A 15,141-nucleotide genomic window follows, 5' to 3' on the forward strand; every position below is an offset into this window, starting at 1 on the left:
AGCGGCATCGGCGGTCGCCCCCGCTTCCCGGCGGTGGGATAGTACGGCGCGATCAACGCGCCAAGCGCGGCCCAGGGAATCACCGCATCCATCTCGGCCAGGAATCGCTCGCGCCGCGTGACGCGCTTCTTCGTGCTCCACCCTTCGCCGGCGAACGTCCGCTGCTCTCCCATGGGGCGCGCTCCGAAAAGAGAAAGGACTTCGACGCGGCAATACCGCATCGAAGCCCATTCCGCACAAGAGAAAACTCTATTAAATCAGACCTTCCCTAGGGCCTTGTGCGGAGAGTCAGGCAAGCTGCTGGGTCTGGTTACTCAGCTGCCGGAATGGGCGAGGTCACCGAGGTTTGAGATTCGAACCTCGCCGTCAGGGAAGGTTGCGACAATGTCAAGTCGTCCGCCCATTGCCTCGACATAGCGGCGGAGCGTACTGACAAGCATATCGGCGCGTCGCTCAAGCTTCGAAATCTCATCCTGACCACACTCCATCGTTTCAGCGAGCGTCGCTTGGGTTAGTTCACGCGCGTGTCTTAGCTCTTGTAGCGGCAACTCAGCGAGCATCGCCTTCGTACGCTCCGTCGCACGCGCACGACGCTCCGGCGACATCTTCGCCCGCAGCTCACTGAACTTCTTGTGCCCGACATTACGGCCCTTGTCCTGTCCCTTCATAGTTACCGTCCTTCCGACTCAAGGCTTCGAGGTGTTCGTCGTAGAGATCATCGGCGTGCGCGATCATGCGTTCGTAGAATCGATCGTCGCCGGTCTTGTCGCCGCCGATAAGCAACAAGCACACGCGGCGCGGGTCCCACGCGTAAAAGACTCGAATAGGCCGCCCGCGATGCTGGATGCGCAATTCGCGCATGCGACCATGCCGCGAGTTCTTCACATCCGAGCTGTGCGGATAGCCCAGCGCCGGTCCGCGCTCTTCGAGCAGACCAACGGATGCCGTTATCGATTCCTGCTCGTCCTCGTCCAGTTCGAGCCACCAGGCTTCAAACTCATCGGTGTATTCGACTTCCCAAGCCATCTCATAGGGTCTCCGGCCCGTGATCCAAAGTCGCTTGCCGACCTGCTACAGCTAATGCATGTCAGTGCATATGCAGTATAATGCATGTTACGAGATGCGGCAGTGGCTTACTAGTCGGTCAAGCCTGGGGACCGTTGGGGACCGTTGACGCTCGATTTTGCGCTAATTCGTTAGCGCGTACCGAAGCAAGCTGGCCGTCCGCCGCAGAAAATCAACGACTTACGCAACGACCCCCTTAGCTTCGCCACGCTTCCCAAGCTGGACGTCGTGGGTTCGAGTCCCATCGCCCGCTCTTCACGAGAGCTATATGTACCCCCTGGACCGCTCCTCGCGGACTCAGGGGGTTCGTGTTTCTCGGATAGTAAGCTCGGCGTCGGTCCAGGGTGGCTCAACCACACACCGTGGCGTACCTTGACCGAACAGTGCGCCTGTGACGCGCTCTGAACCCATTCAGATGTCGACCCTTTTGAAGATGGCGACGCTGCTCGCCACTGCTGGCGGCCTGCTGACGGCCCAAACCGCCCGCGGCACTATTGCGGTACCGAACGTGACGTTCGATTACTCGCCCATCGATCAATCTTTTTTTGCGCTCGCCAAGTTGCCGCCCGACAGCGCTCGAATCGCCGCGACGATGCGGCACCTTCCGGCGTGGCGGGATTCGTGGTCGCGACAGGGCCCGGAGCTGTTTCGTGCGACGGTGATCATCACTCACAGTGCATTCAAGTTCTCCGAAGCGAAGGCGGCGCTCATCAGCTGTCCAGGGTATCCCTCGACGAGCTTTCCACTCATGATCAACGTGCGGCTGCTGTTCGACAGTGCCGGTGTTCCAGTCGCGAGGGATACCGCGCGGTTCGCTTCGTACCTGTTTCACGAGACCCTGCACCGGTACATCAGCGACATCATCGAATCGCGGCCCGATTCAACGACGCCGTTGCTGAGGAAGTATGCCCGCGAGCACCCGCCCGTTCTCGCGCACCTCCATCTGTACGCACTGATGGACACGGTCTATCGCCAGTTGCGCAGAGGCAACAACGTTCTGCAGCCAACGGGACCGACGGCGCCGACCGCCGGAGGCGTGCTCGGCGTGAACGACCTGGACCGCGCGCGCGAAATCGTCAGGGCCGAAGGCGTTGCGGCCTTCGTACGCGAGCTGCAGCCGACGGGAAAAACGTCGCCGAACGATTGATGACAATCGGGTGCCGTTTCACCATCTGGCGAACCGCGTTCGGGATGGTGTTACAGGCACGATGCCTCAGGGTCCACCGGGGGGCCACCAACTCAGTTTTCCGGTCGGGATTCACCGTTTTCCTGTCAGGGTGTGCTGGTCGTAAGCCGTTCGAGTACCGTGCTATTCAGCATAGTGGGTCCGGTAGACCGGTCTCCTTCCCAAGCTGGACGTCGTGGGTTCGAGTCCCATCGCCCGCTCCTTCAGAGTTGTTGAACGACAAGATGTTGAGAGCCCCGGCGCGATCGCGCCGGGGCTCTTCTCATTCCGCCTGACGCTCTGGACGGCGTCGCAGCGAGCGAGGGCGCATCGATATGGCCCGCACGCCCTCGTCGTTACTCGTATCTCAGCGCCTGCATTGGATCGACCCGCGAGGCTCTGAGCGCCGGAAGAAAGCCCGCGGCGAAGGCGACCATCGTCAGCACGGCCGCCGCCCCCGCGATCACCACCGGATCGTATCCCTGGAGCTCGTACAGGAGCGACCGGGCGGCCCGGCCCAGCCCCAGCGCGGCGGCGATCCCGATGGCCCCGCCAATCAATGTCATCACGCCCACCCGGCGCAACACGAGCCAGCGCACGGAACCCGCGTTCGCGCCCAGTGCCATGCGCACGCCGATCTCGCGCGTGCGCTGCGCGACCGAGTACGCCAGCACGCCGTACAGGCCGATCGCCGCCAGCAGCGTCGCCAGCAGCGCGAACGCCACCGTCAACGTGCTGATCATGCGGTCGAGATAGACGTTCTCGCGTACCTGCTGCGGCAGCGGTTCGAACGATGCGAGGGGCAAATTCGGGTCGATCGTCTGCATCGCCGCTCGGATGGCGCGAATGCTCTGGTCCGTGGGCAAGCCGGTTCGCACGTAGAACGTGTTCTCGCCCTGGAGCTCCGACTGCGCCAATGGAAGGAAGTAGACGGGCGGAATCTTGTCCTTCACCTGCGAATATTTCGAATTTGTGGCTAATCCAATGATCTCGATGTTTAAAGAATCATTATACACGGACATGTGCTTGCCCACCGCAGTGCGGCCGAGATTGAACTTCTTCGCGAACGCCTCGTTCACGATGGCCACTCTCGTGGCGCCCGCCTTGTCCGCCGCGGTGAAGTCGCGCCCCGCGAGGAGCGGCACGCCGAGCACGTGGAAATAGTTCGACCCCACGTTGCTGTAGCGCGAGCCGTCATCGGTGTCGGCCACTTTCCTGAATCCTTCGACCGACACGGACCGGCCCCGGTTGTTGCCTCCGAGCAGCGGAACGGTGGACGACGTCACGCCTCGCACGCCGGGGAGCGCCGCGAGCGTTTGCTCGACACGGTCGTACAGCGCCATGGTGCGAGTGCTGTCGTACCCGCTGCGCGCCGGCGAGATGCCGAACTGCACGACGTTCGCGATGTCGATGCCAAGATCGACGCGGCTGATGTTCCGGAGGCTCTCGATGAACAGTCCCGCCCCGATCAGGAGCGCCATCGACAGCGCGATCTGGACGGTGACGAGCGACGCGCGGAAGCGTTCCGCGCCGCGATCGCCGGCGAGCTTGCCGGAGTTGTTGCGCAGCGCTGTCACCAGGTCGGGCCGCGTGCTCGAGAGCGCGGGCGCGAGCCCGAAGAGCACTCCGGTCGCCAGCGAGACGACCGCGGTGAACACGAAGACCTGCGTGCTCAGATGAAAGTCGTACGCCCGTGCGGCCTCGGCCGACAACAGGGCGGTGATTCCGCCCAGCGTCCAGTATGCGATGACGATGCTCACGATCCCGCCAAGCACGGCGAGCAGCAGTGACTCGGTGAGGACCTGAGTGACGAGCTGCCGCCGCGTTGCGCCGAGCGAGAGGCGCACCGCCATCTCCGTGGTGCGGTTCGCGGCGCGCGCCAGCAGCAGATTGGCAATGTTGGCGCAGGCGATGAGCAGCACGATGCCGGTGACGGCGAAGAGCAGTGTGAGCGGCAGCCGTGACGCCGTGATGGCCGAGCTCTGGCCTCTCCGCCCGTCGCTGAGCGTGATGACCTGGGCGCGGAAGCGAGCCGCGGTCTGGACGCCCAGGCCCTTGATGCGCGGCGCCTCGACGTCGTTGATGATCGCGTGATACGTGGGGTTGAGCGACGCGGCCGCCTGTTCCATCGTCGCGCCCGGCGCGAGGCGACCGAAGATGTACACGAAGTGCTCGTCGCGGTCGGTTTCGACGCCCTTCCATCCGTCGATCATGAGGCCGGCCATGCTGATCGGGACGAACACGTCGGGCCGCGCACCCAGGGTCGTGCCGCTGAACCCTCGCGGTGCAACGCCGATGATCGTCAGCCGCTGGCCATTCACCGTGATCTGTTTGCCGAGCACCGCCGGGTTCCCCCCGAGGGCGTTTTGCCAGAACGCGTAACTCAGCACCGTCACGTAATTCGCCTCGATGGGCTGATCGACCGTTCGGTCGAGCAGGCGCCCGAGCGCCGGCTGGAGGCCGAGGACCGGGAAGTAGGATCCCGATACGAGAACCCCATCGCCGGTGACCGGGGTCTGTCCAGGCATGGCGACGCTGACGTTGAACGGCATGTGCCCGGCGATCCCGCTGAACGTCGTCCTCCGTCCTTTCGGCGCCGCCCGCTCGAGGTCGCGGAACATCGGGTAGTCGTAGGCCGCGTCGCAGTCCCCGGCCGCGCCGCAGTTGTAATACATCACTTGCGGGCCCGGACTGGCGAAGTTGACCAGCCGTTCGGGATGGGCAACCGGCAGCGGCGCGAGCAGGATCTCGTTGAACAGCGAGTAGATCCCGGCGTTCGCGCCGATCCCCAGCCCGAGCGACAGGATGGCGACGATCGTCACGAAGGGAGTCCTGAACAGCGTGCGGAAGGGGAGCTCGAGACGGCGTATGGCGGAATGCATTGCCGAACGGGTTGAGGAACGGGGCTGAAGGCGGCGGGTGCCGGATCGAGCAGCGGCGTCGGTCGAACGTCATCGGTCGGTGAGACACTCTAGCTGGCTCGAAGGTTTGAGCTTGGCCGAGAGCGGGGTGTGGAATCGGGGGTTGTCCTTACTAGGAGACGATTGTAGGATATAACAGACAAACGTCTATTACGACAGACATGCGCCCACCCCGCCGCTCCCAGAACGCGGTCCAGACGCTGCTCAACACCATCCTCGGTACCGAGGCGAACGTGCGTCTCCTCCGCGTCCTGTCCCGCACCGACACACCGATGACTGCTGGCGAGCTCGCGCGCCGAGCACTGCTCGGTCGGACGTCGGTGTACCCGGCGCTCGAAGCGTTGGAGAGCACCGGCATCGTCGAATTCATTGGCGCCGGCGCGCGTCGGCAACTCCGCTTCCGCTCCGCGCATCCCCTCGGCGGCGCGCTGGTCGAATTGTTCAACGCCGAGGCGCAGCGAGTGGCGGCGATGGTCGGAGCGCTCCGCGTATCGTTCGCGGCCGTCTCGCCGCGTCCCTCGGCGGCGTGGCTCGAGGGGTTGAACGATGAGCGCGGCGGCGAGGAGTCGCTGAGCCTATGGGTCGTCGCTGATTCGAGGTCGCTGACGCGGCTCACCGATGCGCTCACGGACCGAATCAGCGACATCGAGCGCCGATTCGGCGTACAGATCGCGGTGAGCGGTCTCACTCGCACCGAAATCGAGCGACGGGCGAGTGCCGAACCTGACCGATTTGCGCAGGTTGTGCCTCTCGACGGCGTCCCGCCAATGGCGTTCGTTACGCCCGCGGGCAGACGTTCCTCATCAGAATCGTTAGGCTCACATGGCGAGCATGACACGCGCGCACGTCGCCTCGCGATCGCCGTCGCGGCGAAGCTCAAACGTGATCCAATGCTCGTGCAGCGTGCGCGTGCGCGCATCGCCGAGCGAGAGAAGCATGCGTCGTCTGGCGAACGCCGCGCGCTGCGCGAATGGCTGAGAATGCTGGACACGGCGTCGCCCGGGAAGCTCGAGCGGATTCTCACCGACCGAAGCGAACGCGCCACGCGACTTCGCCAGACGCTTCTCGCGCTCGACTTGCTCACGCCGTCCGAGCGCAAGGCCGTTCTCGCGAGCGAGACGGATGAGGAAGCACGTGCGGTGGTCGCGAGGACCAAGCGCCGGTGACGCGCGAAGAGTTGGAGCACGCGATCCGCGCCGCATGCGACGTCACGCGGGACAACGCCGTGTAGGTGTTCGCCGAGAGTTTCCGTCCGGCGGCGTTGGCCGCCATCGATGCTTCCGCTTCGAGCTCTTCAACGATCTCGCTGACCTCGACACGTTCCCGATGTTGCACGCCTGCATCCACCCGAACCTCAGCGAGCGATTGGGTGATGAGGTCCTGTAAGCCGCCGAGGCCGCGGCCGAGGACGGCACCGGTGCTGCCTCCGAGTCCAAGCTGGCCTTGCTTCAGGACCCCGTACGCGAGCATCGCCGTGTGTACCTTGTTGCGCAGCTCATGTGCGAGGTAGCCGAGTCGCTCCGTTGCATCCCGATCACGCGAGCGTTCACGGAGGCGCTGGTATTCCGTCACGGCACCGGCGATGGCGTCGTCGAGCACTTGTTCAGAACACGAAAATCGTCAGTCGAGATGGGCGCGCCCTGGCCAAGAGCCACGCCCGTGATCGCTTGACAGACGTCGCCATAATCGTGGACGACTTGGGCGATCGAGAAACCCATCCTCAACAGGTCGCCACCGTGCTTCGTCGCGCCGGGAGCGAACGCAGCATCTTCATTTGGATCGGCCATCCATTCGGACAACTGGTCGAGGAACAGAGGAATGCCTTTTTCCAACTCGGTGTCGGTTGGCAGGGGCGCTGAGCGCTTGGCCACTCTCTCGCGGGATCGCTCCGGAATCTCAGTGCGGTTCTGCTTGATAAATCGCCTAGCATCAGCCTTGGATCGCCGGACTCGGTGGACAGATGTTGTCTCGCAGATTCTCGCAGATTCTCGCAGATTCTTCGCAGATTCTCGCAGCAGAACGACAAAGCGAGGGCCGTGGCCGTGGCCGTGGCCGTGGGCGTGGGTTCGCGGCCCAGGCAGGGGAGCGGCGCGGATCGGCTCGGGCGAAGCATGCTGCCGCCGACGTCCGGTGGCTGGTGGTTTGCGATGCTGAGCACTATCCGAGGCCTACATGAACGACGAGCAGAAGAACGAGAAGCAGCAGTACGTCGAGGACCAGACGCGCGAATTTCATGACGCGGGCGGCAACATCTGGTCCGCCCGTATCGTTCAAGGCGGTGGCGGGCCCGCGAACACCACCGATGGGCCGCCGATCGCCCGCATTCTTTTTCAGCGCGTCGGATCGGTCGAGAAGGCGTCGGCGACGGTCAAGGATCCTGGGAGCTGGGATTTGGCTTCGTACTCGGAAGAGCATCTCCGCGCGTTGCTCGACGCCGCCAAGCCGCGCTCCACGGCCTCGTAGGAAGTGCCGCTCGCCATCGTGAGTCAGCGAACGGCCGCCTTGGTCAACCGTTCCGAGATCGGCGGCCGCCGCGAGCCAGTCAATGGCTGGTTTCATTTCGCCGGCGCGGCCCTCGCGTGTATCGGGCTAATCCTGCTCATTCGCGAAGCGCACGCTCGCGGTACCATCCGTCACCTGGTCAGCGCGACGACCTTCGGCGCCACCGCGTTTTTCATGTTCGCGGCGAGTGCGCTCTACCACCTGCGACCGGCCTCACCGCGGCAACGGCTGTATCAGCGTCTCGACCACGCGATGATCTACGTGTTCATCGCCGGGACCTACACGCCTCTATGCCTGATAACGCTCTGGCCCGGCACGGACGCCGTCCTCCTGCTCCTCTCCGTCTGGATGCTCGCGGCCATTGGAATGCTGCTCGATCTGACGGGTCGGCCGTTGCGCCGCGGTCAGGCGACGGCGTTCTATCTCGCGATGGGCTGGGCCGTGTTGTTTCTTCTGCCGGCACTTCGCGGACATCCTCGGCTCGTCGACTGGCTGCTCACCGGCGGATTGTTCTACACGGTGGGCGCGCTCGCGTATTGGCGGCAACGGCCGCGCCGGCGCGTGGGACCGATTGGTTTTCACGAGTTCTGGCACCTGTGCGTCATTGTGGCCAGCGCGAGCCACTTCTGGGCGATCTTCGCGTATGTGATCGCACGCTAGCGACCGCAGCGGCGTGTCGTCGGAACACCGTCAGACGGTCTCTCCCCCGACGGCGTTTCCGCCGAGGTGGCCGAAGTATGCTTCGACGCACCACAGGATGGCGCGCCGCGTCAACTCGTGGCGAGCGGCGGCGGGAATACCGGCCGCGTCATCGATCAGATCGTTGAGAACGAGAATGACTTGCCCCGGAGATGTTCCTGCCGCGCGCTCCAGCCCAACGTACGTCCAGACTCCGCGCTGGAGCATCGTGTCGTCGACGGGCCTCGCGGCAAGCGCTTGTTGAATGACGGATCGGAGATCGTTGGCATCCGCGATCTCCTCGACCGTGCGCGGAACGGACTCATCACGAGATCTCGGCACAGTTCCTCGGGATTGGCTGAGTTGACCACATCGATGAATCGAAGCTCCTGCTTGCATAACGCGCACCTCTACTGCCAGCGAGGCGCACCGGCTTTGCTCGCGGCGCGGTTCGGTGATCCCCGCATGTGTCTGAAGACGTGCCGGTGGAGTTCGAACAACGAACAACGGGATAATTAGAGTTATCTAACAGCGAGTCGACGCGCGCGCGCGATCCCGTCGCTTGCCCGGCCCAGGGTCGACATCGGCCGGCCGCGACAGGACGACGATGCGGCTGTGCGTATGCACGGGCATGCGGTGTGCACGCTGCTGTCGGTGTGGAGTGCCCGCGGACGACTGGGGCCGTCTTGCTCACCCTCACTCGCGACGGCGCCGTCGAGAACGCGCCGAGGATGGTTTCATGACAGCGGCGCCCAATGTTGGTCCATCCCAGTTTCTGGACACGCCGATGACGACGGCCGAGTGCGAGGCCCTGCTGCGGCGCGCTTGCTTCGGCCACTTGGCGTTCTCCACGGGGCGCCACGCGGATGTTCGGCCCATCCGGTACGCGTATCGCGAGGACTGGGTGTATTTTCGCGCGGACGTCGGCCTGCGGAAGATCATTGCGGCAAGTCCTTGGCTCCTGCTGTCCGCTACGGAGCTGCAGGATCCGACTCGGGTCTCGAGCGTCATCGTTCGCGGCGGCTGCTACGAGGCCGAAAGCACCGGGAGCACGCTGGGTGACGCGGTAGCGCTGCAAGGCATCATGGAGTTGCGGGATCGCGCCAGCGTGAACCCGCGACGCGCGCCGCGAGTCCGCCGTTCGTCGACGGTGTTTCGACTCCACGTCGACGAGTTGCGCGGTGTCACGGCGTTCGTGCCGTGTCCGGCGGGCGGGGAACAGCGCGGTTAGAGTTTACTCATTACCGGCATGCGGAGCGCGCCCACGGGGAAGGGCAAGGGTAAACGCGGAGCCGACCCCTTCCTGGCTGACGACGGACACCTCGCCGCCCATCGCGCGCGCCAGCTTGCGGCTGATCGCGAGTCCGAGCCCGCGCCCTTCGCGCCTGCCTTCTTCGGCGCGCGCCAGCGCGTTGCGTCCACGGACGAACGGCTGAAACACCAGCCCGAGATCTTCCTCGGCGATCCCGATCCCGGTATCGGTGACGCGGATCCAGACACAATCGCCGACGACCCGCGCGTCGACCGTGACCGTCGCACCGGGGCGCGAGAAGCGCACGGCGTTGGTCATGAGCTGCAGCAGGATTTCCTCAAGGCGCGTGGCGTCGGCGCGAACGTAGATGTCCCGATCGACCGAATCGCCCGACACGCCGCTGATGATGTGCCTGGCGGCGGCGCTTGCTTCCGTCGCTCGCCTGGCGCTCGCCACCGCGTCATGCACGGGCACGTCTTCAGTGATGAGGTTCTCGCCGTCATCCCACCGCGCGAACGCGATCACCGAGTCCACCAGATTCAGCAGGTGGCGTTCGTTCGCCTGAATCCGCTGCACGTCGTGCTGTTGGTCGCCGGTGAGCGGGCCGCGAACGCCCTCGGCGAGCAGCTGTGCGTATCCGAAGATCGCGTGCAGCGGCGTTCGAAGCCCGTGGCTCAACGACGACATGAAGGCGAGACGCTCGGCCAACGCCACCTCGGCGGCGGCGATCGACCTGGCGCGTTCATCCGCGCGCATCGCGTTGTCGATCGCGAACGCGGCGCCCGCCGCGATCTGCTCCGCCAGCACGCGATCCGCATTGTCGAACGCGCGGCCGCCGCGCGGGCCGATGAACGTCAACGAGCCGATCGTGTCGTCGCGAACGCGCAACGGCACGACCATCACGGCCCCCACGTGCAGGGCGCGCAAGGCGGTCAGCTGCTCGCGCGAGCCGGCGACTTTGGCGAGCGCGTCGTCGGAGAGCTCGGCGATGATCTCGGTGCGGCCCGTGCGCCAGACGCTTGGCGCTCCTCTCCGATCGCGAGGAGGCGGCCAACCGTCGATCAGTGTGGCGGCCGCCGACTGGACGAGCGGGTCAGGATGCAACACCGCGACGCGGCGCGGTGGCGAATCGTGTCCCTCGCCGTGGCGCAGGTCGAGGATGCTCCAGACATTCGGATGCGGCAGCGTGAACCGGGCAACCGACGCGAGCGTTTCGTCGAGGCCGTGCGCGTTCATGGCGAGCGTGGTCGCGCTCGCGACGAGCCGGCTGGCGTTTTTCAGAAAATCCGCTTGCTCCTCGTGCGCGTGCAGGCGCTCGATCAATTGGGAGCGAAGCTCGGTCGTGTCTCGGCTGAGCATGGTGCCCTCGAAAAGCAAACGGGGCGACGGAGCCGGCGGAACCGAGTTGTTCGATTGGCAAGGCTGCGACGGAAGGGGCACGGTCATCGGTCGCACGCAACGTGCCGTTCACGCGCCGCGTGCCGCATTCCGACTACATTCCGGCTGAACGCCGCGCGATGGCCACGATTGTGCTCGTCATGATGACGACGTAGATACAAGTGCAGAGGAGCCGTGCGTCATGATCAGCGCGAGGGCAGTGACCGGCCGGACGCGTCGAAGCGCCGCCCGGATCGCATGACGACGATCAGCCAGCAGACCATCGCCGGTCGGTTGATCGTTGCCGCGCTCGCTGAAACCGATCGCGCCGACGCGGCGGAGCGACTCTCGGATCGCCTCGACTACCTCGCGGGACTTCAGGAACGGTTGGCTGCATCGCTCGACGAGACGGAGATGCGCACGACGTTGTCGGGCGTCTGCCTTCCCGGCGCCGACTCGTGGGCCATTGTTGATCTCGTCGAGGCCGACGATCATCTGCTGCGCCTCGCCATCCCGAGAGCCGATCCCGCCGACCAGGCCATCGCGGATGAGTTGAACGGTCAATGGGCTCCGCGCGACGACGACCCGTTCGGCTATCCGGCCGTCAAGCGTGCTGGAGAAACGATCGCCCTGACCGAGCATGTGGACGACGTGCTCGCCGCGGCGGCGCACCGGCCGGAGAACATCGCGGTTCTCCGTGCGCTCGGATTCGCCGCGTGCCTGGTGGTGCCCATTCGCGCGAACGGCCGCATCACGGGCGCCATCACGTTCGTTGCGCGCCGCGCTCGTGCCGCGTACACGGCCGACGAGATCGAGTTCGCCGAGCAGGTGGCGGCGGCATGCGGACGCGCGCTGGACAACGTGCGTCAATTCGCGGCGATGGATCGGCGCCGGAAGGTCGCCGAGGACTCCGACCGCGCGAAGGTCGACGCCTTGGGGCAGGTGACGCACGAGCTGCGCACGCCGCTCAGCGCCATCGGCGGCTACGCGGAGCTGATGGAAATGGGCGTGCGCGGGCCGATCACGAACGACCAACGTCGCGACCTCGAGCGCATTCGTTGGAATCAGCAGCACTTGCTGTCGTTGATCAGCCAGATTCTTGCGTACGTTCGCGTCGAAACCGGCCGCGCCGAGTTCACGCTCGCCGACGTCGATCTCGGACCGGCCGCGGTCGCGGCCGCGGAGATGGTCGCGCCGCTCATCGAGGCGAAGGGGCAAGTCGTAACCTACGAAGCATGCGAAGCAGGAGCTGCGGTGGCGCTCGGCGACATCGACAAGATTCGGCAAATTCTCATCAACCTCATCACGAACGCGATGAAGTATTCACCCGACCAGGCGCGGCTCGTGGTGCGCTGTGGAACGAGCCGAACCGCCCGCTTCGTCGAAGTGTGCGACGAGGGCGAAGGTATTGCCGCGGACAAGCTCGACTCCATCTTCGAGCCGTTCGTGCAACTGCCGGGCACGGCGGCGAAGCGCGGCGGCGGTGTCGGGTTGGGCCTGGCGATCGCCCGCCAGCTCGCGCGCGGCATGCACGGCGAGCTTTCCGTCGCGAGCGAGCTCCACGTCGGCTCCGCGTTTCGTTTGACGCTTCCGAGCGCTGAACAGGCGCGGCGCGCCACGGATTCGTGATGACGACGTCACCAGCGGCGACGTTGCTCATCATCGAGGATAACGAAGACAATTGCGTGATCATGTCCGTGTGGCTCAAGCACGCCGGCTATCAGGTCGTGCTGGCGCACGACGGCGTGCGGGGCGTCGCGCTGGCGCGTTCGATCGTGCCCAGTGTGATCCTGATGGACGTCGAGCTACCGGGGATGGACGGATGGACCGCCGCGCGAGCGTTGCGCGACGATCCGGCGACCAAGGACATCCCCATCATCGCGCTGACGGCGATGGCGCTGCCGCAAGACGAGGAGCGTGCGCGCGAGGCCGGCGTGGAACTGTATCTGACGAAGCCGGTGAGCCTGGCTCGCGTGCTCGAGAGCGTGCAACAGGTTCTGTGAACGGTTCCAGTCGGTTCCAGTCGGTTCCAGTCGGTTCCAGTCGTACTCGTTCTCGTTTGAACGAGAGTTCGACGTTGCCGTGATAGCGCGTGCCTGGGAGGTACGCTAGTCTCAGGAAGCGCACGACGCCCTCCACACGCGCCGGTAGCGCCAACGACCCATCCAGGAGTGCCATTCACATGTCGCGCGACGGAGGTTCTGTCAACGCGAAAGCGGTGGCGCGACGGCTCGTGGAGCGCGGAGCGGACGGCGAGGTGCAGGCAGAGGCACTCGGCGCGGCGATGCAGCGGGCTGCCGGGCAAGTCGTCGACGATCTCAGAAGTGTCGTCGGCGCCGACGGACTCGACGCGTTGCTCGATCGCGCGATTGCGCGTGCTCAGCACGAACACCCGGCGGTCGCGAGCATGCGGCGCGCCGACGACAGCGCCGGCATTCCACTGAACGTCATGCCGGCGATCGAGGCGCACGGAGCCGCAGCCGCTCGCGCGGGGCTCGAAGCCGTCCTCGCGGCGCTCGTCGACATTCTCACCGCCCTCATCGGAGCGGACATGGTACGTAATCTCCTTCACGCCGACGATTCATGACCGCTTCTCCATCCGTGTCCGACGATTCGGTGATGCGGAACATCGCCACCGGTGTTCCGGGGCTCGATGCCGTGCTTGGCGGCGGCCTCTGCGAGTATGCGTTCAACCTCATCGCGGGCGCCCCGGGCGCGGGCAAGACGACGCTGGTGCAACAGATCTTGTTCGCCAACGCGACGCGCGAACGGTCGGCGCTCTATTTCACGGTACTCGGCGAACCGACGGTGAAGATGCTGCGCTACCAGCGGCAATTCGAGTTCTTTGATGCAGCCCGGGTGCCGACGGCCGTGCGATTCGTCAATCTCGCCGCGGAAGCCGCGAGTGGCGACCTCGAGGCCGTGCTGCAGCGCGTCATCGCCGAGGTCGCGGCCGCCCAGCCGGCGTTCGTCGCGGTCGACTCGTTTCGCACCATCGTCGGCGGACGTCGAGCGGGGGAATCGCACGAGTCGCTGGACATGGCGCATTTCGTCAACCGCCTGGCGCAACAACTCACCACGTGGGAAGTCACGTCGTTTCTGATCGGCGAGTATTCGGACACCGAGCAGCGCCAGCCGGTGTTCACGATCGCCGACACCATCCTGTGGTTGTCCGAGGACGTCGACCGCAACTCGGCGACGCGCAAACTGCGCGTGGTGAAAGTACGCGGTCGAAATCCGATGCCGGGACTGCACACCTTTCGACTCAGCACGGCGGGCGTACAAGTCTTTCCGCGGATTCCCGAGCAGGCGCGGCCGCGCCTGCTCCAGCCGGTCGTCCGTCTCAGCACCGGCGTGCCTGGGCTGGATGAGATGACGGGCGGCGGCATTCCGGCGGGCGACGTGGTGCTCCTCACCGGGCCGGCGGGCAGTGGCAAGACGACCTTCGCGACGCACTTCGTCGCGCAGGGCCTGGTCGACGGCGAGGCCTGCGTCGTCGCCGTGTTCGAGGAATACCCCGACGCGTATCTGATGCGCGCCAAGACGGTGTCCGCCGGCTTGGAACACATGATCGACATCGGACGATTGGTCGTGACGTATCTGCGTCCGCTGGATTTGTCGGTGGACGAGATGCTCGCCGAGATCGAGCGCGCCGTCCAGCGCGTCGGCGCCACGCGCGTCGTCATCGACTCGCTCTCGGGATTCGAGGTGGCGCTCGCGCCCAGCTATCGCACAGACTTTAGAGAATCATTATACCGGCTGGTCGGCGCGCTCACCGTGTCGGGCGTGACGGTGCTGATGACGGACGAGGTGATGGACGCGAGCCCGGGCGGCCGCTTCACGCACGAGCGCGTGTCGTTCATCACCGACGACATTCTCGTGCAGCGCTACGTCGAGATCGGCGGCGCGCTGCACAAGGTGCTGTCGGTGGTCAAGATGCGCGGGAGCGAGCACGCGACTGACTTCCGCACCTATCGACTCACGGCGAGCGGCGCGGTCATCGGCGAGTCGCTCGAGCGGTATCACGGAATCACGACGGGAGTCCCGACGCTGGCGGCGCGGGCGGACAAAAGTCCGTGAACTCTCCATGAGCTCTCCATGAGCTCTCCATGAGCTCTCCATGAGCTCGCGCGTCGAGCCGGCGCGTGGCGCCGCCGCGCGTCGCGTCCGCTTGTTTTGCG

16 protein-coding genes are annotated in these 15,141 nt (G+C 65.4%); 9 read left to right on the forward strand and 7 right to left on the reverse strand.

What is annotated here, in order from left to right:
* The 3 genes from VN706_17585 to VN706_17595 form a co-directional block, all read right to left on the reverse strand.
* Positions 1–173: IS5/IS1182 family transposase (locus VN706_17585; GenBank protein HXT17457.1), on the reverse strand; the 173-nt coding region annotated here is incomplete at its 3' end.
* A gap of 141 nt (positions 174–314) precedes the next feature.
* Complete coding sequence (locus VN706_17590; GenBank protein HXT17458.1) at positions 315–668, reverse strand: XRE family transcriptional regulator; 354 nt, start codon at positions 666–668, stop codon at positions 315–317.
* Positions 643–1,026 carry a type II toxin-antitoxin system RelE/ParE family toxin gene (locus VN706_17595; protein ID HXT17459.1) on the reverse strand — a complete coding sequence of 128 codons (384 nt, stop codon included), beginning with the start codon at positions 1,024–1,026 and terminating at the stop codon, positions 643–645. Before VN706_17595 ends, VN706_17590 begins: the two co-directional genes overlap by 26 nt.
* A gap of 454 nt (positions 1,027–1,480) precedes the next feature.
* Here VN706_17595 and VN706_17600 point away from each other — a divergent pair, with 454 nt between their 5' ends.
* Positions 1,481–2,212, forward strand: a complete 732-nt coding sequence (locus VN706_17600) for a hypothetical protein (protein HXT17460.1) — start codon at positions 1,481–1,483, stop codon at positions 2,210–2,212.
* A gap of 374 nt (positions 2,213–2,586) precedes the next feature.
* Here VN706_17600 and VN706_17605 read toward each other — a convergent pair whose 3' ends face one another.
* Positions 2,587–5,112, reverse strand: coding sequence for an ABC transporter permease (locus VN706_17605; GenBank protein HXT17461.1), 2,526 nt, complete (start codon positions 5,110–5,112; stop codon positions 2,587–2,589).
* Positions 5,113–5,312: 200 nt separating this feature from the next.
* On the opposite strand from VN706_17605, the gene VN706_17610 reads away from it, so the two are divergent.
* A complete protein-coding gene (locus VN706_17610; protein ID HXT17462.1) occupies positions 5,313–6,317 on the forward strand; it encodes a helix-turn-helix domain-containing protein in 1,005 nt (334 codons plus the stop codon).
* 402 nt (positions 6,318–6,719) lie between these two features.
* On the opposite strand, the gene VN706_17615 is transcribed toward VN706_17610, so the two are convergent.
* On the reverse strand, positions 6,720–7,022 hold the full coding sequence (locus VN706_17615) for a hypothetical protein (GenBank protein ID HXT17463.1): 303 nt from the start codon (positions 7,020–7,022) through the stop codon (positions 6,720–6,722).
* Between the two features lie 301 nt (positions 7,023–7,323).
* On the opposite strand from VN706_17615, the gene VN706_17620 reads away from it, so the two are divergent.
* Positions 7,324–7,614, forward strand: coding sequence for a hypothetical protein (locus VN706_17620; GenBank protein HXT17464.1), 291 nt, complete (start codon positions 7,324–7,326; stop codon positions 7,612–7,614).
* An 18-nt stretch (positions 7,615–7,632) separates the two neighbouring features.
* A complete protein-coding gene (locus tag VN706_17625; protein ID HXT17465.1) occupies positions 7,633–8,313 on the forward strand; it encodes a hemolysin III family protein in 681 nt (226 codons plus the stop codon).
* A gap of 30 nt (positions 8,314–8,343) precedes the next feature.
* Here VN706_17625 and VN706_17630 read toward each other — a convergent pair whose 3' ends face one another.
* Positions 8,344–8,673 carry a hypothetical protein gene (locus VN706_17630; protein ID HXT17466.1) on the reverse strand — a complete coding sequence of 110 codons (330 nt, stop codon included), beginning with the start codon at positions 8,671–8,673 and terminating at the stop codon, positions 8,344–8,346.
* A gap of 397 nt (positions 8,674–9,070) precedes the next feature.
* Here VN706_17630 and VN706_17635 point away from each other — a divergent pair, with 397 nt between their 5' ends.
* Entirely contained in the window at positions 9,071–9,562 is a 492-nt protein-coding gene (locus VN706_17635) for a pyridoxamine 5'-phosphate oxidase family protein (GenBank protein ID HXT17467.1), read from the forward strand.
* 3 nt (positions 9,563–9,565) lie between these two features.
* Here the strand turns inward: VN706_17635 and VN706_17640 are convergent, their stop codons facing one another.
* Positions 9,566–10,942, reverse strand: a complete 1,377-nt coding sequence (locus VN706_17640) for a HAMP domain-containing sensor histidine kinase (GenBank protein HXT17468.1) — start codon at positions 10,940–10,942, stop codon at positions 9,566–9,568.
* 213 nt (positions 10,943–11,155) lie between these two features.
* On the opposite strand from VN706_17640, the gene VN706_17645 reads away from it, so the two are divergent.
* From VN706_17645 to VN706_17660, 4 genes are all read left to right on the forward strand, one after another.
* Positions 11,156–12,589 carry a HAMP domain-containing sensor histidine kinase gene (locus VN706_17645; protein HXT17469.1) on the forward strand — a complete coding sequence of 478 codons (1,434 nt, stop codon included), beginning with the start codon at positions 11,156–11,158 and terminating at the stop codon, positions 12,587–12,589.
* Entirely contained in the window at positions 12,589–12,963 is a 375-nt protein-coding gene (locus VN706_17650; GenBank protein HXT17470.1) for a response regulator, read from the forward strand. The genes VN706_17645 and VN706_17650 overlap by 1 nt, the downstream gene beginning before the upstream one ends.
* Positions 12,964–13,142: 179 nt before the next feature.
* Positions 13,143–13,547, forward strand: a complete 405-nt coding sequence (locus VN706_17655; protein HXT17471.1) for a hypothetical protein — start codon at positions 13,143–13,145, stop codon at positions 13,545–13,547.
* Positions 13,544–15,040: an ATPase domain-containing protein gene (locus VN706_17660; protein ID HXT17472.1), complete on the forward strand. Its 1,497-nt coding sequence runs from the start codon at positions 13,544–13,546 to the stop codon at positions 15,038–15,040. The genes VN706_17655 and VN706_17660 overlap by 4 nt, the downstream gene beginning before the upstream one ends.
* The last annotated feature ends 101 nt before the right edge of the window (positions 15,041–15,141 follow it).

The organism is Gemmatimonadaceae bacterium (assembly GCA_035606695.1).
In the GTDB taxonomy this organism is placed as follows: Bacteria; Gemmatimonadota; Gemmatimonadetes; order Gemmatimonadales; family Gemmatimonadaceae; genus JAQBQB01.